This window comes from Ruegeria sp. CH6 (assembly GCF_056537005.1).
Genome location: NZ_JBQFQS010000003.1, coordinates 392,205 through 410,524, shown reverse-complemented (window position 1 = coordinate 410,524; position 18,320 = coordinate 392,205). Strand labels below are relative to the sequence as shown.

17 protein-coding genes are annotated in these 18,320 nt (G+C 55.5%); 3 read left to right on the top strand and 14 right to left on the bottom strand.

What is annotated here, in order from left to right; all coding sequences use genetic code 11:
* Positions 1-433: 433 nt before the first annotated feature.
* Genes tcuB through ACR0CW_RS10625 form a run of 3 tightly spaced genes read right to left on the bottom strand, consistent with a single transcriptional unit; the run spans position 434 to position 3,580 of the window.
* Complete coding sequence (gene tcuB / locus ACR0CW_RS10635) at positions 434-1,504, bottom strand: tricarballylate utilization 4Fe-4S protein TcuB (RefSeq protein ID WP_480787753.1); 1,071 nt, start codon at positions 1,502-1,504, stop codon at positions 434-436.
* On the bottom strand, positions 1,494-2,888 hold the full coding sequence (gene tcuA / locus ACR0CW_RS10630) for an FAD-dependent tricarballylate dehydrogenase TcuA (RefSeq protein WP_480787752.1): 1,395 nt from the start codon (positions 2,886-2,888) through the stop codon (positions 1,494-1,496). The genes tcuB and tcuA overlap by 11 nt, the downstream gene beginning before the upstream one ends.
* Positions 2,889-2,899: 11 nt before the next feature.
* Positions 2,900-3,580: a GntR family transcriptional regulator gene (locus ACR0CW_RS10625; protein ID WP_480741052.1), complete on the bottom strand. Its 681-nt coding sequence runs from the start codon at positions 3,578-3,580 to the stop codon at positions 2,900-2,902.
* Positions 3,581-3,688: 108 nt separating this feature from the next.
* Here ACR0CW_RS10625 and ACR0CW_RS10620 point away from each other — a divergent pair, with 108 nt between their 5' ends.
* The gene (locus ACR0CW_RS10620; protein ID WP_480787751.1) at positions 3,689-4,723 is read left to right on the top strand and encodes an AbrB family transcriptional regulator; all 1,035 of its coding nucleotides are present in this window, start codon (positions 3,689-3,691) and stop codon (positions 4,721-4,723) included.
* Here ACR0CW_RS10620 and ACR0CW_RS10615 read toward each other — a convergent pair.
* The 5 genes from ACR0CW_RS10615 to ACR0CW_RS10595 all read right to left on the bottom strand — a co-directional run bounded on the left by ACR0CW_RS10615 (position 4,692) and on the right by ACR0CW_RS10595 (position 10,311).
* Positions 4,692-5,672, bottom strand: a complete 981-nt coding sequence (locus tag ACR0CW_RS10615) for a D-2-hydroxyacid dehydrogenase family protein (RefSeq protein ID WP_480787750.1) — start codon at positions 5,670-5,672, stop codon at positions 4,692-4,694. The genes ACR0CW_RS10620 and ACR0CW_RS10615 overlap by 32 nt on opposite strands.
* Positions 5,669-5,905: a hypothetical protein gene (locus ACR0CW_RS10610; RefSeq protein ID WP_155150295.1), complete on the bottom strand. Its 237-nt coding sequence runs from the start codon at positions 5,903-5,905 to the stop codon at positions 5,669-5,671. Before ACR0CW_RS10610 ends, ACR0CW_RS10615 begins: the two co-directional genes overlap by 4 nt.
* Positions 5,906-5,956: 51 nt before the next feature.
* Entirely contained in the window at positions 5,957-7,045 is a 1,089-nt protein-coding gene (locus tag ACR0CW_RS10605; protein WP_480787749.1) for a 4-oxalomesaconate tautomerase, read from the bottom strand.
* Positions 7,046-7,111: 66 nt separating this feature from the next.
* A complete protein-coding gene (locus ACR0CW_RS10600; RefSeq protein ID WP_480787748.1) occupies positions 7,112-9,142 on the bottom strand; it encodes a tripartite tricarboxylate transporter permease in 2,031 nt (676 codons plus the stop codon).
* 80 nt (positions 9,143-9,222) lie between these two features.
* Positions 9,223-10,311, bottom strand: a complete 1,089-nt coding sequence (locus tag ACR0CW_RS10595; protein WP_480741061.1) for a tricarboxylate transporter — start codon at positions 10,309-10,311, stop codon at positions 9,223-9,225.
* Positions 10,312-10,450: 139 nt separating this feature from the next.
* Here ACR0CW_RS10595 and ACR0CW_RS10590 point away from each other — a divergent pair, with 139 nt between their 5' ends.
* Together ACR0CW_RS10590 and ACR0CW_RS10585 are read left to right on the top strand one after the other, a co-directional pair.
* Complete coding sequence (locus ACR0CW_RS10590) at positions 10,451-11,119, top strand: response regulator transcription factor (RefSeq protein ID WP_480787747.1); 669 nt, start codon at positions 10,451-10,453, stop codon at positions 11,117-11,119.
* Entirely contained in the window at positions 11,116-12,483 is a 1,368-nt protein-coding gene (locus tag ACR0CW_RS10585; protein ID WP_480787746.1) for a sensor histidine kinase, read from the top strand. Before ACR0CW_RS10590 ends, ACR0CW_RS10585 begins: the two co-directional genes overlap by 4 nt.
* Before the next feature lie 526 nt (positions 12,484-13,009).
* On the opposite strand, the gene ACR0CW_RS10580 is transcribed toward ACR0CW_RS10585, so the two are convergent.
* The 6 genes from ACR0CW_RS10580 to ACR0CW_RS10555 form a co-directional block, all read right to left on the bottom strand.
* Entirely contained in the window at positions 13,010-13,954 is a 945-nt protein-coding gene (locus ACR0CW_RS10580; RefSeq protein ID WP_480787745.1) for a YHYH protein, read from the bottom strand.
* A 77-nt stretch (positions 13,955-14,031) separates the two neighbouring features.
* Positions 14,032-14,970 carry a 3,5-dioxohexanoate:acetyl-CoA acetone transferase gene (gene kce, locus ACR0CW_RS10575; protein WP_480787744.1) on the bottom strand — a complete coding sequence of 313 codons (939 nt, stop codon included), beginning with the start codon at positions 14,968-14,970 and terminating at the stop codon, positions 14,032-14,034.
* A 4-nt stretch (positions 14,971-14,974) separates the two neighbouring features.
* Entirely contained in the window at positions 14,975-16,003 is a 1,029-nt protein-coding gene (locus tag ACR0CW_RS10570) for a branched-chain amino acid ABC transporter permease (RefSeq protein WP_480787743.1), read from the bottom strand.
* The gene (locus ACR0CW_RS10565) at positions 16,000-16,863 is read right to left on the bottom strand and encodes a branched-chain amino acid ABC transporter permease (protein WP_480787742.1); all 864 of its coding nucleotides are present in this window, start codon (positions 16,861-16,863) and stop codon (positions 16,000-16,002) included. Before ACR0CW_RS10565 ends, ACR0CW_RS10570 begins: the two co-directional genes overlap by 4 nt.
* Position 16,864: 1 nt before the next feature.
* Complete coding sequence (locus ACR0CW_RS10560; protein WP_480787741.1) at positions 16,865-17,572, bottom strand: ABC transporter ATP-binding protein; 708 nt, start codon at positions 17,570-17,572, stop codon at positions 16,865-16,867.
* The gene (locus tag ACR0CW_RS10555) at positions 17,565-18,293 is read right to left on the bottom strand and encodes an ABC transporter ATP-binding protein (RefSeq protein ID WP_480787740.1); all 729 of its coding nucleotides are present in this window, start codon (positions 18,291-18,293) and stop codon (positions 17,565-17,567) included. Before ACR0CW_RS10555 ends, ACR0CW_RS10560 begins: the two co-directional genes overlap by 8 nt.
* Positions 18,294-18,320 lie beyond the last annotated feature (27 nt).

Sequence of the window (18,320 nt, the reverse complement as noted above, 5' to 3'; positions counted from 1 at the left end):
AGGGTCATAGGTTCACTCAACTGGGCCCTGCGAAGCGTTCGAATGAGATTGAGGTCAGTTGAAACCCAATCCCATGACTAAATCTGAAAGCCTTGCAGGATATTATCGACAGGGTGTCAGGCTTCACTAGCAGAAAATGTGAAAAGCCGACATTCACTCGCAGTGCAACATCTGGCAATTTGGTCTCTTACTGTCATTCACTGCGGTGCGCTTGGACTGGTAGTAAGAGCCCTTGCCGGACATTCAGCATCCCTCAGTAATTAACAGGGGGTGCAACCCATCAATCATTGTCGGCTAACCCACGCAAGGCAATGATCCGTACACTGAGCGTGACTTGGCAGTCGCAAAGACGGCCATTTGAAAAACTACGTTATGTAGCGATTCAAGTTCATTTTCTCGTCGCCGCCCAAAGGGCAACATGGTTTATAGCAGCCTACCCACAATCTCTTTTTCGCTGCGCGTCTCGGATAAGAGCGGCAAGCCGATAGAACCCGTGTGCCATCTTGGTGTAGGGCGTCAGCAGGAAAAATGTCAGGACCGACCCAAGGTGGATGGCAAGCAGCGCGGGCATCAGAGCTGTTGATCCGAGGGCATAGAGAGCAAGTCCGCTAAATCCGACAAATCCAAGCAGCAATATGAAACCAATATCACCACCCCATGCAGAGGGATCACCGAGATTGCGATCGGACTTTTGCTTGAGAAGCGCCATGGCGCCGCAGCCCACTGTCAACAACACGCCTCCGGAAATTCCTAACAGTTTGGGCAAAGACCAGAACCCATATGGCGCATGTATTCCGAAACCATAATGCATAACCGTCGCGACCGAGGTCGACGCAAAGCACAGCAGGAAGCCATACATGATCGCGTGGTGAATATGGCGCCGTGCCTGACTAAAACGGTCTTCGTCTTCAAAATTGCAACCCTCACCATGCCCGGCTGCCAGATCCTGCATCTTGCCGGCGCGTGAAAAGGCGGCCACCACATCGGCAATCTTAATGGATTTGCCACCAACTTCGGCCCAATAGCGCTTGAGACTGATGGTGATGCTGAAAACTGGTAACAGAAATACCGGCGCAAAGATTGCCACCATCGCGTTATGCGACAAGACGGCGTAGAAACCTTCGCCTCCGTTCGACCCAATGGCTCGAATTGCCCAGAACAAAAGGGCAAACCCGATCACGAGTGCCAGTGCAATCGCCCCGCCATGGGTGTGGAACCGGCGCGCCAGAGGTTGTGGCCATGCGAAGCTTTCCCAGCTGTCGCGCCGAACCTCAGCCAAGGCCTTGGGCAGGTTCAGTTCGAACTCGTGCGGGGCGGTGTATTGGCAAGCGTAGTAGCAGCCCCGACAATTGTGACAGAGGTTGGCGAGTTGCGTGATGGCTGCATCTGAAAACGCCCGTTCCGCGTGCAGCGACGGGAAGACTGAGCAATATCCCTCGCAATACCGACACGCGTTGCAAATCTCGGCCTGTCGGCGGGCCTCTTGAATAAGTTCAGTTTGCATAAGAGGCGGCCTCACGTCCTGCGATACGTCCGAAAACGGTTCCGATGGTCATGCCGAAACCTGCCAGATACCCCTGCCCCAGGATCGATCCGGCCATTGTTTCACCTGCGGCCCAAAGATTTTTGATCTTACCGTTGGGCGTCGAGCACTGGGCCGCATCGTCGACCTTGAGCCCAAGGTAAGTGAAGGTCACACCTGTGCGGAGCGAGTAACCATAGAATGGCGGATCGGTGATTGGGCGGGCCCAGTTGGTCTTGGGCGGTGTCAGACCGGAAGTAGAAACACCGTCCAATTCGGTTGGATGAAAGTGGCTCGTATCACCGCAGGCTGCATTGAACTTTGCAACGGTCGCAGTCAGCTTGTCTGCAGGCAGGTCCATCATCGCAGCCAGTTCTTCTAACGTGTCAGCTTTCAACGGGGGAAAGACGGACGGCATGAACAGATTCAGCGATTTAGCGTCGATGACCACATAGCCAACTTGATCGGGTTGGGCCGCCACCAGACGCCCCCAAATCGCATAGCGCTTGGGCCAAACATCCTCACCCTCGTCATAAAAACGTTCTGCTTTCTTGTTCACGACGATGGAAAACGGCACGCAATCCAGACGGGTAACGATGCCGCCGTCGAATTTGGGCGCGCGCCCGTCTATGGCAACGGCGTGACATTGGGTTGGATCGCCGACGCTCTCAACGCCCTGATCCAGCAGATCGGCCAGCACAACTCCTCGGTTGTAGGGAGTACCCCGGATCAGAAAGTTCTTTGCGGGCTTACCCCAAGCACGGGTAAGCCAATCTGTGTCTGCCTGAAACCCGCCCGAGGCAACGATGATCGCCATGGGCGTGATGCGATGAGATTGGCCTTCATAGCTATAGTCGACCCATTCGATCCGATCGTCATTCAACTCCAAATGCGTGACGGCGGCTTCGTACAATACATCGACACCTAAACCTGCAGCGGTTCGATAATAGGCATTAACCAGAGATTTCCCGCCGCCCATGAAAAAGGCATTGGTACGAGCCAGTGACAATGTTCCGGAAAGCGATGGTTGGAACCGGACCCCGTGTTCTTCCATCCACGGCAAGCACTCCTCGGAAGTGCGGATTGCCAGGCGGGCAAGATGTTCGTCGGTTTTGCCGCCAGTGACCTTCATCAGATCCGAAAAGTACTCGTCCTCTCCGTACTCTTCGACCAAAGGACCCAGAGGGGCACCGTGCATGCAGCGAAAGTTGCGCGTGTGACGCGAGTTCCCCCCGCGATAGGGTTTCGGAGCCGTTTCGAGGATAAGAACGCGTGCGCCTGCTTCGGCGGCTGTCATTGCGGCACAAAGGGCGGCGTTTCCGCCACCAATCACAGCGATATCGTAAGCTTCCTTTTGGGTGGCCATATCCTGTCTACCTACTGATTTTCGTCGATTGTCCGATCGCGTTCCTGCAACGCCCGGATGCGCATCCGTTGTGCGGCCTGAATATGCGCGCGCATCTCTGTCTCAGCCGCGGCACCATCCCGCGCCTTGAGCGCAGCCATGATACGCCGATGTTCAGCTACTGCCGCTTCGGCCCGATCCCCGTCCAGCAATTGCGACGGCCCAAGGATCAGCAGCGCCTTTTGAAGTGACAGCATGGATTTCGCAAGGAACCGGTTCTTGGCCGCATCCAATAGCGTGGCATGAAAAATCCGATTGATCCGAGCTGCATTTGGACCGGTGCCGGCCTCGGCCAAGCGATCATTCAAAACGTCCAACTCGTCCAATTCGACATCCGACGCCGCGCGAGCTGCCAAACGTGCCGCAGTGCCTTCGAGCACAGCGCGCATCTCATAGAGTTCCATTACTTCGGCGTAATCCAGGCTGCGGACGGTCGCGCCCTGCCGCGGAACGTGGGTGACCAAGCCATCGGCCTCCAACTGCCGGATCGCTTCCCGCACCGGAGTTCGACTGACGCCCAGCCGTTCTGACAGTTCGATTTCGCGCAAGCGTTCGCCAGGCAAGAGTGTGCCGTCATGAATCTCGTCCAGCAGGCGCTGATACGCGGAATTGCCTTGCGGGCCAGGCTGTAAGGTGTCGTCCTGAATGGTCATCGAGCGCTCACTTGTCTTCTTGCGTCCACTTGTATACATTTGGATACATAGTGAGTCAATATTGTCGGAAGCCGCACTTTGCCCACCCAGAACAGAACATCTTCTCTCTTGAAAAAGCGGGCCGTAACACTGGGTCTTGCGCTTCTGGGTACGGGAGTATTCTGGGCATTGGATCTGCCACTGCCGTTTCTATTTGGCCCAATGTGTGCGTGTTTGCTAGCAGCGCTGGCTCATGCCCCTATGGAAGGTTTTGGTCAAATCTCGGTTGCCGCACGCACCATTCTGGGTGTTGCGGTTGGGGCTTCGATTACACCGGCCCTTTTTGCAGAACTGCCAAAGATGGCTGCGTCCATCGCGCTAATCCCATTCTTCATCCTGCTGATCGCGCTGGTCGGGGTGCCCTTCTTCCGCAAGGTCTGGGGCTTTGACACCACAACTGCGTTTTACGCGGCCATGCCCGGTGGATTGCAGGACATGATCATCTTCGGAACCGAGGCAGGCGCCAATCCTCGGACGTTGTCCCTGATACACGGCACACGCGTTCTGATCATCGTGACGCTGGCACCGCTTTTTCTAACGGTGTTTTACGACGCCCAGCTCACCAACCCGATCGGAGAGCCTGCGCGCGACCTGCCGATAAATGAGTTGGTACTGATGGTTCTGGCCGCCCTTATCGGTTGGAAGGGCGGCGAGCGGATCGGTCTGTTCGGGGCGTCAATTCTGGGTCCAATGATCCTGACAGCAGCCTTGTCGCTGGGAGATTTCATTCACACCCGACCGCCTCGCGAGGCCATCCTTGCAGCACAGTTCTTTATCGGCTGCGGGATCGGTGTGAAATTCGTAGGCGTCACCTGGGTCGAACTGCGCAGGGTTGTGGCAGCGGGTTTCGCCTATGTCATTGTCCTCGCGATACTGGCTGCTGCCTTCACCGCCGTTGTCACCACATTGGGCTTCGGTCAGCCGGTTGAGGCTTTCCTCGCCTTCGCCCCCGGCGGACAGGCAGAGATGACAGTTCTGGCCATCGTTTCGGGTGCGGATTTGGGTTTTGTTATCACGCACCACCTGACAAGGATCGTACTGGTGATCATCGGTGCACCTATTGCGGCCAACCTCATCTTGCGTTGGTCCAAACCTCGGGGTTGATCATGTGAATCGGAGTGCCTTCGGCATAAGCATTCACCTGATCGAAAATGTCTGAGAATTGCAGGTCGAACTCGTCCTCCGTCACAAATCCAATATGTGGTGTCGCAATCAGGTTTGGATGCGATAGCAAAGGGTCATTCGGATCAGTAAGCGGCTCTGTATCAAAGACATCAATGGCGGCTTTACCGGGGTGCCCGGCATTCAAAGCCTCAAGCAATGCACCCTTTGCGATTAGGCCCGCACGGGATGTATTCACAAACAGCGCCCCTGATTGCATCTGCGCGAAATCCGACGCGGTGATAATACCGCGAGTGTCTGGCTTCAGACGGACATGAACCGAGACAACATCGCTTTGGGCAAAGAATGCTTCACGGCTTTCAGCGACGTGAACTCCATCTACCTCCGCACGCGCACGGCCTTCATCCGAGGACCACCAGACTACATTCATTCCGAATGCTTCGGCATAGCCTGCAACGGCGCGAGCGATACGGCCATATCCATAGAGCCCCAGTTTCCGCCCCCTCAGAGTCTTGCCAACTCCGGCCTGCCAATGCCCCGCTTTGACCGAGGCCATCTGAGTGGGCAAATCACGCATCCCGGCCATGATTAGCGCCCATGTCAGTTCGGCAGCAGCATATGAGGGCGTCCCTCCATGCATGTTCGAACAAAGTAGCACTCCGTTATCCGAGCATGCCTGCACATCGATATGCGGGTAAACGCTGCGTTGACTGATTAGTTTCAGATTAGGAAGTTTCTCAATCAAGTCGCAGGTGATTTTGGTGCGTTCGCGAAACAGCACCAGCGCCTCGGCCTCCTGCAACCGCGTGGCCAATTCGCCTGTTTCTTCGACATGATCTGTCCAGACCTTCACGTCATGGCCAGACAGTTTTTCAAAACAAGGCAGGCTCTGCAGTGTTTCAAACCAATCATCCAGAATATGAACCTTCATCGGCTTTCTATACCCTGCCCTATGTTTAGTTTTCTTGGGGTCGGCACAAAATGCAATGCATCAAGTGCTGCAAGCGCATTGCGGACCCGTTCGCTTTGATCCAGCAAATGGTTGAACTGCTCATCGCATCCGGCAATCGGTGTTGGGTATTCCGCAATGTCCCGCCGTAGTACCGACTGTGCCAGCCTGAGTTCCTGACGCGCAATATCAAGGCATTCAGAATAGTCATCCATGGTGGCGCCTCCATAATGTATACCATAGTATACTTATTAGCGTTTACCATATCAACTCCCGTTCCACACAGACTCTGGTACGTAGACATGCCCATCCGCCAGCTTACGCGCAGTCCGCACCAAACCGGCAGAATTTACGTTGAAATCCCCGTCATGTGAGAAATCCACCAGCACGTCGATCTTGCCCGATGCATGTTCCAGTATAACTTCCGCCGGACTTACATCGGGACGATCTAACAACCCGTCAGCCACGGTCCCAGGCGTCAAAGCGCAGGACGCCATGCACTGCGCACCGGTGACCGCCATTGTTGGATGGGTCTTCCACGGCATAAAGTACCGAACCGCAACGGTTCCACCTTCCTTGGCTGGTGCAAAGAGGCCGAATTTTGGGGTCACTGATTTTGATACATCCCCCATACCCATCAACTTCCCGGCTTCGATCCGCACCGCCTCCATACGATCAAAGAAATCGCGGTCGGTATCCAATTCATCAGCGCTTTCATACCCTGTCAGTCCGAATTCTGTGGCCTGCGCTATGACCATTGGCATGGCAACATCCATACAGGTCAACTCGATCCCCTGAACTGTATCGCGCAGGTTTCCGGTGGGTAGAAATGCACCTGTTGCCGAGCCTACAACACCCATGAAACTCAGCTGCACAGGTGCAGATTGGCCAGGAACCCCGGCAATTTCCGCATCGCCCTCATAGACCAGTTCACCACCGGGAGTCTGCACTTTGGCGATGACCCGAGCACCCGTGTTGACAGCACGAATTCGGATTTCGGTCTCATCACCCTGAGGGTTAAACAACCCCATTTCGATGGCAGCCGGGGCGACTCCGGACAGGATGTTTCCGCAGGTGGGTTTGAAATCGACCAGCTTTTCTTCAACCGAAACCTGCGCGAAGAAATAGTCGATATCAGCCCAGTCATCCTCGCTGACTGACAGCATCGCAACCTTGGTTGTCACCGCTGTACCGCCTCCGATTCCGTCGATGTTAATCGCTTGCCCGGCCCCAAGGGCGGCGACCAGCACGTCTGCCAACGTCTCTAAATCCTCAGGCAGATCAGAGCGACGAAAGTATGGCCCACGAGAAGTGCCGCCACGCATGAAAATATACGGGATTGCTGTCTGGGTCATCTCGAACCCTCCTTTACAAACCGTGTCAGATTTTTTGTGAATTCAAGCCGGGCATTGGTGGACCACCTATTTCAGCGGCCATGGCAAGCTAACCATGTCCTGCAACAATCCCGGCGGGAAATCCCGGTTCAAAGCGCCAGCCATGAAGCCCATGAAACCGATGCCGCAGGCTGTCAGGAGCAACGTCATCTGCCAGCTGGACCCGGCGCGAATACGGAAGAATGCGATCAGGAACCCGATCAGGGCGAGGATGAACCCCACAACCCACGTGGCCGCGATCAGACTTGCGAACCACGCGAGCGTTGACCAAAGTCCATGTGGCGCGTTTGCATCCTCGCCGGCAATTTCCTTGTCGGCAAAGATTGCATCCCCCTCGGGTCGCCGCATCATCTGGATCAACAGAATGACGCAGCAGAACAGCGACACGCTGCCGATCACCAGTGGGATGATCTTGTCGGTCATGTTGTAGTCGGGGATCATATTGGCGTTGACCAAGGCGACGATCAGATAGGCCATGATCACCAGCAGAAAGATCAGCGGCGCGCGCTTACCGCCAGATTTGACCTCACCTTCGGCCATGATCATCTTGGCTTGCCGAATACCCAGAATGACCGAAACCACGGTGACCACGATCAGGACAATCACGATCGGGCTGAAGACATACTCCATGCCTTCGCCAAAGCTTTTACGGAAGCGGAAAGACGCGATCTGGAACGCTTGGTTGGTGAACTTCTCAACCGGGTTCGACAGCACGAACCCAATCAGAAAGGCCGGACGCGACCAGTCGAAGCGGCGCAGAAAAATACCGATCAGACCGATGACGAACAGGGCCAGCAGATCTTCGAAGTTTTGGCCGGACTGGAAAGCCGCAAAGCTGATCAGCATGAACAGAAACGGCGCCAGATAGGTGAACCGGATTGTCGTCAGCTTGGCGATCCCACCCGAGGCTGCGATACACAGGATGGTGCCCACCACGTTGGCGAGAGCCAACAACCAGACAATTGAATAGGTGATGTCGAGATTATCCTTGAGCATGCTAGGACCGACCTCGATATCGCCGGATCCCAACAATGCAACAGCGCCGATAAAGATCGCCATCGAACCCGAGCCGGGGATACCAAACAGCAGCGTTGGGACGAGCCCCCCGCCCTCCTTGGCGTTGTTCGAGCTTTCCGGCCCGATGACGCCACGCACTTCGCCTTTGCCGAAGTTGCTTTTGTCTTTGGTCGATTGAACTGAATGGCCATAAGCGATCCAGTCAACAACCGAGCCACCAAGGCCAGGAATGACACCGACAACCACGCCAATGATCGAACAGCGGACCGACAACCAGATGTTCGCAGCCCAGTCTTTGACCCCATCAAACCAACCAGCTCCTAGCGAAGCGCCCTTGGCAATGGATCGATCTTGACGCAGCAGCGAGACGATTTCCGGCACCGCAAAGATACCCAAGCCAACGATGACCAATTTCAGACCGTCGGTCAGGTAAGGAATATCATAAGTGGCCATACGAAGTGAGCCGCCTGCATCCGCCTCGCCAATCGTGCCAACCATCAGGCCCAGCCCTGCGGCGGCGACACCCTTCAACGGGATACGTCCGGCGAGAATGGCGACCATCGACAAACCAAGAATGGTGATCATCAGCATCTCGGGCAGACCGAATGCCAGAACGATGGGCCGCGCGACCAAAATGAACATGGTCAGAAAAGTTGCGCCGACCAAGCCGCCAAACAGCGATGAAGCAAAGGCCGCTGACAAGGCCCGCGCGGCCTCACCCTTTTTCGCCATCGGGAAACCATCCAACACCGTAGCCTGCGAGGCCGAGCTACCTGGGATACCCATAAGAACTGATGCGAAGGTATCAGAGGTCGGAACAACGGCGACCATCCCGATCATCAACGCCAATCCAAGGATCGGGTCCATGCCGAACATGAAAGGCAACAGTAGGGACAGACCTGCAATACCGCCGAGCCCAGGAAAAACACCTACGGCCAGTCCCATAACGACACCGAGTATAAGATACCCCAAGACGATGGGCTGCAGGATCAGACCCCACGCGTCACTGAGCGCAGGAAGAGCGGTGGCGAAAACCTCCATAGCGGCCGCCTTTCATAAAATTGTCTTGTGTTTGGAAAAGCGCGCGCCCGACATTGGGGCACGCGCAGTGGTGTTTGGGCTTAGTTCAGCTCGACACCATAGGCTTCTTTGAGCCAGTTCAGGACATAGGCCTTGGCGTTGTCGTCGACGTTTGTCGCAGTTTGCAGCGCCGACTTGGAGCCGTCACCAACAAACACCGGGTACTTGCCCACGCGCTTCGAGGAGATGTCGGCAAAGTCGCCGCGCTCCGTCACAGCCTGGAACGCTGCTGTGTATGCGTCGACCACTTCCTGAGGCGTGTCACCCGGCAGGAAGGCCAGCTTCTGAACCGGGAAACCGGCCACAAAGAACGCTTTCCACGCATCCCATGCCTCACCGCTGGTTTCACAGCCATCGGTCGCTTCGCAAACTTCTTTGAAAGTTGGGATATCCGGAAAGGTCGGGTCGCGCACGATGTTGCCGTCCGCATCCAGAGCCCCCCAGGTCATCATCGGCACAGCCTGACCGGATTCAACCAGAGGTGCCGATCCACCCAGATAGCCGGACGAGGTCTGATAATCGATGTTGGCTTCACCCCGCTCGAACATCAGGCGACCATCGCCACGGCCTTTGATGCCAAAAACAGGCTCAACATTCATGCCCAGCATTTGCCAGGCCAGCAGCGGTACAAGGTCAAGGCGTGTCGCGCCCTGCGAACCGTAAATGAAGTTGGTGTCTTTCAGCGCATTCGCGGAGCCATCAAACTTTGCTCCGTCTTCGGCGTTCAGATAGGCAACACCACCGGTTCCCGACGCCATAACTGGAATCCAGTCGTTGTATTCATAGCGCACGCGGGGATCGCTCAGCAGATATGGGAATTGAGTTGAACCGGAGGTGCCAAACAGCAGCGTGCCATCGTCATGGCTTTGCTCCTGGAACCAGTTCGCGCCCTTGGTCGAACCAGCGCCCGGCATGAATTTCACCACTACGGTCGGTTGACCCGGCAGCGCTTCGGACAGAAGCGGTGCAAAGAAGTTGGCCCATTTGGCAGACCCGCCGGTTTCCGAGAACGGGATGACCCATTCAATGGTCTTGCCCGAGAAATCGACCTCGGCCGTGGCAGGTGCGGCGATACCGGCGGCGGCGATCAGCCCCACGACGGCGCGACGGGTGAAGTTGGAAATGGCCATTGGTTCCTCCCTATTGACCAGACAACCACGTCGGCGCCCTCTGCGCCACCGTGATCGCAAATAGAACTGTGGGGTTGATTCCCCCTCCCATCTGGCAATCATGGAGCGCCAACCTTGCGCGAAACTTGCAGGAGACCCGATGCGGATCGTCATCGTCGAAGACAACGAGACCCTCGCCAACGCTATTGCTTATCGTCTGCGTGACCGTGGGCATGCAGCAGAAGTGCTTGTGGATGGCGATGAGGCTGATTTGTATATGGTACAAGAGGGCGCAGACTTGGTTGTTCTGGATATCAATCTACCGGGACAGTCAGGGCTGGAGATCCTGAAATCTCTTCGCAACCGTGGTGACGGGGTACCAGTGATCCTGCTTACCGCGCGCGCCGAAACAAGCGACCGGGTTTCGGGGTTGGATATGGGTGCCGATGACTATCTGGTTAAGCCATTCGAAATGGACGAGTTGGAAGCACGTATCCGAGCGCTTTCTCGACGCAAAGAGCTCGACTACGGAGCAAAAGAGAGCATCGGCAGGTTGGAGTTCGACCGCGCCGCCCGACAGGTTAGTGTACAGGGCGAGGTTATGGATATTCCACGGCGGGAAATTGCGGTGCTTGAATGCCTGTTGGAACGACGGGGCAGAATTGTTCCCAAAGGCCAACTTACAGACTATGTCTATGGCGTAGGGGCCGATGTCGAGGCCTCAGCCGTCGAGCCTCATGTATCGCGGCTGAGAAAGCGTCTTCAAAATCTGGGAATTAGAATAAAAACAGCCCGTGGTCTGGGATATCTGCTTGAGGTGCAGAAGTGATCAAGCACGGCTCCCTCAGGCTAAGGCTTTTTATTCTTATCCTGACCCCCTTGGTGCTACTTGCCGTTCTGCTTGGGCTTTGGCGCTTTACGATAGCGCAGAAAACAGCCCAGGAGTTGTTTGATGACAGTCTGCTATCTGCGGGTCTCGCAATTTCGCGAGATGTCGCGATCTCGGGCGGTGACGCTCTGTCGCCCACCACACGCAGCTTGATCCGTGACGCGTCCGGCGGAGAGATTTTCTATCATGTAACGGGTCCCGGTGGCATCTACGTGACAGGCTATGCGTACCCTCCTGCGTCCTCGACCCCGTCTATCCAAGACGCTTACGAGCCGTTTTTTTTCGAGGCGCTCTACCGTGAGGAACCGGTACGCGTTCTCAAAATGACAGAGCGAGTGACTTTAGAAAATCTTATCGGAGATGCGACGGTCACAGTTTGGCAACGAATGGCGGATCGCAACGCATTTGCCAATGAACTGTCAATCCGTGCGGGAATTCTGATGGGTATTCTTCTTGCTACACTGGCCTTTGTGGTATGGTTCGGTGTCGCCCGCGGCCTGAGGCCCTTGCTGGACTTGCAGGACGCAATCGATCTGCGCTCACCGGATGACCTGAGCGAGATCAAGCGCCCTGTTCCGGTCGAAGTTCAAGGTGTTGTCAAAACACTGAACCGCCTCTTTGGTCAGGTAGAGAACAGTATCAACGCCCATCAAGTGTTTATATCCGAAGCAGCACATCAGCTGCGGAATCCGGCGGCCGCCGTGCAGTCGATGGCCGAATCGCTGCAGGATGCGAAAACAGATGATGATCGAGAAAAACGTATCTCAGAGCTTGTGGCGGCTGCAAAAAACTCAGCAACAGTGGCCGAGCAATTATTGTCACTTGAAAGGCTCAGGCAGCCGACGCACCAAGATCAAATGGCAGAAATCGATTTCCGCTCGGTTGCCGAAGAAGCCTGCACGGACATGGGAGTTCACATTCTTGCAAAGGGTGTCGAGTTTGATGTCACGATGCCTGAGACGGCGGTCATGGTATCCGGTGACCGGGTGTTTCTAATTGAAGCTCTAAAGAACCTGTTGGACAACGCAGTCAAACACGGTGGTACTAAGTTGAGCCATATTTCAGTTGTGCTGGGCAGTGACGGCGAATACGTGAATTTAACTGTGGCCGATGACGGAGCTGGCCTTTCGCCCGAGCAAAGCGAAGCAGCTTTCAGTCGGTTTTCACAGTTGGAATATTCCGAAGGCAGCGGATTGGGGTTGTCTATCGTCTCAGCAGTGGCACAGCGCCACGGTGGAACAGTCTCAATCAACCGCGTCGAAAGAGGAGCGAGCGTTACGCTTGAGCTTCCGATAGCCCGTTAAATCGCTTTTACGACGAAACCGTGTCCTCGGCTGCGCCTGCGGATCACACAACTATTGTCGAATAGCATTGCCTCGTACACACGGCACAAAACGTGGCAGTTGTTGCTGCCTCCGATACAGTTTACGCGGCGCTGAATAGCGTGCTCAATGAGCGGCGTTGCTATATCGCGATGACGATTTGGCCGTTGGTCTCGATGGTGGACGCGAAGTTGGCTGAGACTCTCTCAAGCTTGTTTGGAAAACTGCCGCGGAAGTGTTTGAAGCTGGGACAGTTGGAAGGACTGATCGTGTCATTTTAACATCTGGCAACTTTGCCTACGACGTTGAATTGGAGAAAAGAGCCTTTCTTCCTAGAGAGAAACAGGTTGAAGCCGCGCATAATGCCGTAAACGGTTTTTGCCGTGCCGGAGGTTGTTGGAGGACTGTCCAGCACCACACAGATAAATCAGATGGCGCAATCGCAGTTATTGAGAGCTTGGGATCTTAGACACGATATGCTTAGGGCGATTGGGCAAACTGAGGAAATTCACCGCCTTTTGTCAAATGATCGGTCAGGTTGCCCGACCAAACAGTTCAATATCCACGGGTAGGTCGTGGTGACGTAGTATCCATACTCACCATCCACAGTCATGCCATTGCACTCATCCAGATCGCCAGTACCGGTGAATTCGTAGTCGTCAATATATGTCCCGTCCGGAGTGCCACCCGGACCTGCTGGCGGGGCAGGTCTCGGTGTGGCTTTCAGTTCATAGCCAGAGATCGCAGGTCTAATTCTGCCTTCGTTGTCTTTGAAAATCGTTCCGTAGATCGGAAAGCCGTCCGCTGCGAAACCTATTACCGGCGATGGCTTATCAAGGTCGTGGTCCAAAAACAGAGCATTTGGATTGGAATGGTAGTGATACCTTCCGTCGGGCTGGGCGTGGGCATTGTGAAGATCCACACCAAAATACTGATCGTAGGACGTGGGATCGAGCAGCCATGGATCCGTGTCTCGACACCCCGCCAATACATTGCCGTTTTTGTCCGCACGCGGCCCGCTTGGGCGATAACACCCGGCCGAGAGCAAATCGACCGGCACACCATTCAGCAAAATTGCGTCATAGCTACGTTGTGACAGTGCTGTTTGGCTTCCGGTTTTCTTCGGGTTTCTAGGAATTCGAAAAGTGCCGGGCAATTCCCGCACATCGTTGGCGAAGTTGGCTGTCGGGCCGTTGAAATCATGGTTGGGAATGCCGTTGGTCTTTAGGGTGCAATGGTGGCTATCTGCCGCGATTTCGATTTCGGAGTTAAAACGTTGCTGGCGGGTGACGTCTTCCACTGAAGCGGAATACACGCCCGCATAGTCCGCACAGTCGGCAGACCGGTTGCTGAGCAAAAGATCGGTGATGTCCTGAGCTGCGTTCTGCGCAGGAGCCTGAACGGCCGTAAACGCTGTCAGAAGCGCGCTGAATGTCGAAATCTCCAGTCGCATGGCTCAATCTCCTCAGTGTTTCGAAATTTTCAAACAAACAAGTCGCTCGATATGAGTTGATGCCTGTCACCCTAGCCTCAGAATGCGACGCGGTCTCCTCCTTTCAAATCCAGGATCTCTCTCGCTTCATCAGGAGTTGCGACCTGACTGCCCAGGTCTTCTACAATACGTCTAATTTTGGCGACTTGTTGAGCGTTGCTTTCGGCCAGTTTTCCACGAGAGATGAACAGGCTGTCCTCCAAGCCAACACGAAGGTTGCCGCCCATCTGGCTTGCCGTCGTAGCAAGCGACATTTGCGCACCGCCGGCTCCGAGAACGGACCACCTGTAGTCGTCGCCAAATAGCCGATCCGCCGTGCGCTTCATGAAGATCAGATTGTCGACTTCGGGTCCAATGCCGCCGAGGATGCCAAAGATGAACTGAATGAAAATGGGTGCCTTGAACAACCCGATATCCATGCAGAATTTCAGGTTGTACAAGTGCCCGACATCATAGCATTCATGTTCGAATTTGATGTCATGTGGCGCGAGTGTTTCAGCCGCCTCGCGAATGTCCCGGAACGTATTGCGAAAAATGTTCTGATCGGAGTTCGCGACATAGTCCTTCTCCCAATCAAACTTCCAATCGTCATCGCCGTATCGGTTGGCCAGAGGATGAAAAGAGAAGTTCATCGAACCCATATTCATCGAACACATTTCGGGGCTGAAAGTCTTGGCCGGGTTGATCCTGTCTTGAATGGATAATATCAGCGACCCACCGGTCGATAGGTTCACAACCGCGTCGGTGGCCTGTTTGATGCGCGGCAGGAAAGGTGCGAAGTCGTTTGGGTCAACCGACGGTGAACCGTTCTCGGGATTGCGGGCATGCAAATGCAGGATCGACGCTCCGGCCTCGGCGGCCTCGATCGCCTGCCGCGCGATGTCGTCATAGCTGTACGGAAGTGCATCCGACATGGTGGGCGTGTGAATAGCCCCTGTTATGGCGCATGTAATGATCGTTTTTTTCTGACGGGCCATGGGTTCAGTTTTCCTTGGATTGTCCGATGTGCTTTACGCGATAGCCCAACGGGAACAGTTGCAGATCATAGCGGCTGCGGATCACGCCCCAGATGCCTTTCGGCGCTTTGAGCATGACGACAATCGCAACGACACCGAGAACGATCAGGTAAGTGGTTCCGAGGTCAGCCAGAGTTTCGCGCAAAGCGAAGAAGACGAGTGTGCCGATGATCGGTCCTTCGATGGTGCCGATGCCGCCGATTACGACGATGAAGATGACGAAGGCAGTCCAGTCATTAACGCTGAACGCCGCATCCGGCGATATGCGCAACTTTTGTAGGAAGATGAGAGCGCCGATCATCGCCGTGAACGCCGACGTGACGACGTATACAATGAACTTCGTGCGCCAGATATCGATGCCGAGGCTACCGGCGGCCAGTTCATTGTCGCGAATTGCCGTCAGCGCCAACCCTTGGCGCGAGCGCAGGAAGAGATACACGGCAGTCACCACCAGCACAGCAGCTCCGAGCGCCAGCCAATAACTGAGCGCCTCTCGCATCGCGCGCCCGGACGCCAGAGATTTGACGATGGCAACGGGCAGCGAAGATCCTGATCCCCCACCAAGCGCTGAGATTTGCGCGAAGCTCAGCCGAAAGACTTCAGCGATGACCCAGGTACCTATGGCAAAATAAGCGCCTCGAAGCCTGAAGATCAGAACAGCCACCGGGATCGAGATCAAAGCCCCCAGCACGCCTGCGGCTGCAATAGCAACCAATGGGTTCAGCCCACCCAGCATCGTAAGTGCGAAGAGCATATAGCCGCCAAAGCCCACATAGGCTTGCTGACCAACAGAGACGAGACCGGCGTAACCCGCCATGAGATTCCAAAGAGTTGCGAGGGACAGGTAGAGAAACAGCTCTCCCATCAGGCGCATGTCGGCGCGGCCTGCCCACCAGGGCGCCGCAATCAGAACAAGCAGAGCAATTGCGGTAAGGATCGCCGCAACACGTGCTGCTTTTGATGATCGAGATACAGAGTAGTCCTGCAGGTTCATCCGGAAATCCTCGGGAAGAGGCCGTTCGGACGAACGGCAAGAATGACAAGGAAAGCGATATGGCCGGCTAGCACTTGCCAGCCCGGATCAATCTTGGCTCCGATGGTTTGCGCGACGCCAAGGATAACGCCGCCAACCAGCGTGCCCCAAAGGTTGCCGAGCCCGCCGATAATGACGGCCTCAAAGCCAAAGATCAGGCGGCCGCCGCCAATCGAAGGATCAAAGCTTGTCCGAATGCCAAGCAGGATACCGGCGATTGCTGTCACGCCCAGCGCCAGAGCCATAGCCAACCCAAAGATGTGGCGACGATTAAGGCCCATGAGCTGCGCGATGTCTTGATTGTCGGACACGGCCCGAAACGCGCGACCAAGCGCGGTGTGATAAAAGGTCCATTGCAGCCCCCAGATCACAGCGATGGCGATCCCGAAGGTCAGTAGCGGTAATATCCCGAGAGTCACACCGCCTACTGCAACGCTGGCTGTTTCCAGCGCACCGGCATTCAGTGTTTGGGGGTCGGCCGTGTAGACCTCCAACAACCCGTTCTGAATAATCACACTTAGCCCGAAAGTCACAAGCAGCGGTGGAAGAATATCGTCGCCCAGAGTTTGGTTCAGTAGACCGCGTTGAAGGGCATACCCAATCAGCGCCATGGCGGGAACGACAATCACCAACGCGGCCATCGGGTGCATCCCCGTCGCGGTCGTCACGGTCAGCCCGAGGTAAGCGGCCAACACAATCAGATCGCCATGGGCAATATTGACGAGCCGCATGACCCCAAAAATCAACGACAGACCTGTGGCAAACAGTGCGTATAGCCCGCCCAATAAAGTTCCCTGCACGATAGCGTTCAGCCATTCCATATTATTCGATCCCGAAATAGGCGCGCGAAATGTCTTCACGCGAAACGGTGTCAGACGCGCTTTCCAGCGAAACACGCCCCTCCTGCAGGCAGTAGACCCGGCTCGAGACCGACAGTGCCTTGGTTATGTCCTGCTCGACGATGATCGCACTCATGCCCTCACCGATGATGCCGGGCAACGCCTCATAGATGTCCTTGATGATGATAGGCGCCAGCCCGAGGCTGATTTCATCGAAGAGGATCAGATCTGGATTAGCCATCAACGCGCGCCCGATGGCCACCATCTGTTGTTGGCCTCCGGAAAGCGAAGTAGAGGCCTGATCTTTTCGCTCCTCAAGGATCGGAAGTAAATCGTAGACGGCAGCCAGATCCCAAGGGCCTGTGCGACCAACTTGGGCACCGATCATCAGGTTTTCTTTGACAGACAAAGAGGGGAATAGCTGTCGACCCTCTGGAACCATCGCCAAGCCAAGCTCTGCAACCTGGTCTGCGCGAAGGCGACTGATATCCTGACCCCGGTAGTGAATCTGATCCGGCCCGTTCGTCAGCAGCCCGGTGATAGACCGCATCAGGGTTGTCTTGCCTGCGCCGTTCGCACCTATAATGGCAAGAACTTCGCCTTCACCAACGTCCAATTCGACATCATAGAGCGCTTGGAAATCGCCGTAGTAGGAGTTTAGGCCGCGTGTTTGAAGAATTGGATCAGGCATCGGCTTCGATTCCCAGATAGATTTCTTTGACTTCAGCGCTTTCCATGATTGCCTGCGGCTCGCCCTCGGCGATCTTCTTTCCGAAGTCGATGACGATCAGACGATCCACGACAGCCAGCAGGGCGTGCACAACATGTTCGATCCAGATGATGGTGACACCAGACGCGTGAATGTCCTTGATGGTTTGAACCAGTGATTTACACTCAGCTTCGGTCAAACCACCGGCAATCTCATCCAACAGCAGCAGTTTAGGTTTGGCGCAAAGCGCGCGTGTCAGTTCCAGGCGTTTCCGTTCCAGCAGTGTCAGGCTGCCTGCTAGAACGTTTGCCTTGGGCAGCAGCTCCGTTTGGTCCAGAACCTCCAGACAAAAGCGCTCAGCCTGATGCCCATGCAAGCCGGCCGACTGCGTGGCGGCGATCATTGCGTTTTCGAAAACGGTCATTCCCGAAAACGGCTGCGGGACCTGAAAAGAACGCGCGATGCCTGCATGGCTGCGCTTTGCGGCGCTCCATTTAGTAACGTTCTGCCCATTGAATTCTATCACTCCGGAATTCGATTTGAGCGTCCCAGTGATCAGATTGAACATCGAGGTTTTGCCGGCACCGTTGGGCCCGATCACCCCGAGTGCTTCGCCTTGCTGGACCTCATAGCTCATAGCATCGGCTACAGTGACCGCGCCAAATGCCTTGCTCAGGTCTTGGAGTCTCAAGATTGTCGTCATGCTTCTCTCGGATAGAGGGTTCGGCGC

Excerpts from the sequence above, each read along its gene's own strand:
- ACR0CW_RS10565 (WP_480787742.1), bottom strand. The coding sequence starts at position 16,863 with ATGGAATGGCTGAACGCTATCGTGCAGGGAACTTTATTGGGCGGGCTA.
- ACR0CW_RS10595 (WP_480741061.1), bottom strand. The coding sequence starts at position 10,311 with ATGGCCATTTCCAACTTCACCCGTCGCGCCGTCGTGGGGCTGATCGCC.
- ACR0CW_RS10590 (WP_480787747.1), top strand. The coding sequence starts at position 10,451 with ATGCGGATCGTCATCGTCGAAGACAACGAGACCCTCGCCAACGCTATT.
- ACR0CW_RS10600 (WP_480787748.1), bottom strand. The coding sequence starts at position 9,142 with ATGGAGGTTTTCGCCACCGCTCTTCCTGCGCTCAGTGACGCGTGGGGT.
- ACR0CW_RS10625 (WP_480741052.1), bottom strand. The coding sequence starts at position 3,580 with ATGACCATTCAGGACGACACCTTACAGCCTGGCCCGCAAGGCAATTCC.
- ACR0CW_RS10570 (WP_480787743.1), bottom strand. The coding sequence starts at position 16,003 with ATGAACCTGCAGGACTACTCTGTATCTCGATCATCAAAAGCAGCACGT.
- tcuB (WP_480787753.1), bottom strand. The coding sequence starts at position 1,504 with ATGCAAACTGAACTTATTCAAGAGGCCCGCCGACAGGCCGAGATTTGC.
- ACR0CW_RS10610 (WP_155150295.1), bottom strand. The coding sequence starts at position 5,905 with ATGGATGACTATTCTGAATGCCTTGATATTGCGCGTCAGGAACTCAGG.
- ACR0CW_RS10615 (WP_480787750.1), bottom strand. The coding sequence starts at position 5,672 with ATGAAGGTTCATATTCTGGATGATTGGTTTGAAACACTGCAGAGCCTG.
- ACR0CW_RS10605 (WP_480787749.1), bottom strand. The coding sequence starts at position 7,045 with ATGACCCAGACAGCAATCCCGTATATTTTCATGCGTGGCGGCACTTCT.
- tcuA (WP_480787752.1), bottom strand. The coding sequence starts at position 2,888 with ATGGCCACCCAAAAGGAAGCTTACGATATCGCTGTGATTGGTGGCGGA.
- ACR0CW_RS10580 (WP_480787745.1), bottom strand. The coding sequence starts at position 13,954 with ATGCGACTGGAGATTTCGACATTCAGCGCGCTTCTGACAGCGTTTACG.
- ACR0CW_RS10560 (WP_480787741.1), bottom strand. The coding sequence starts at position 17,572 with ATGCCTGATCCAATTCTTCAAACACGCGGCCTAAACTCCTACTACGGC.
- ACR0CW_RS10555 (WP_480787740.1), bottom strand. The coding sequence starts at position 18,293 with ATGACGACAATCTTGAGACTCCAAGACCTGAGCAAGGCATTTGGCGCG.
- kce (WP_480787744.1), bottom strand. The coding sequence starts at position 14,970 with ATGGCCCGTCAGAAAAAAACGATCATTACATGCGCCATAACAGGGGCT.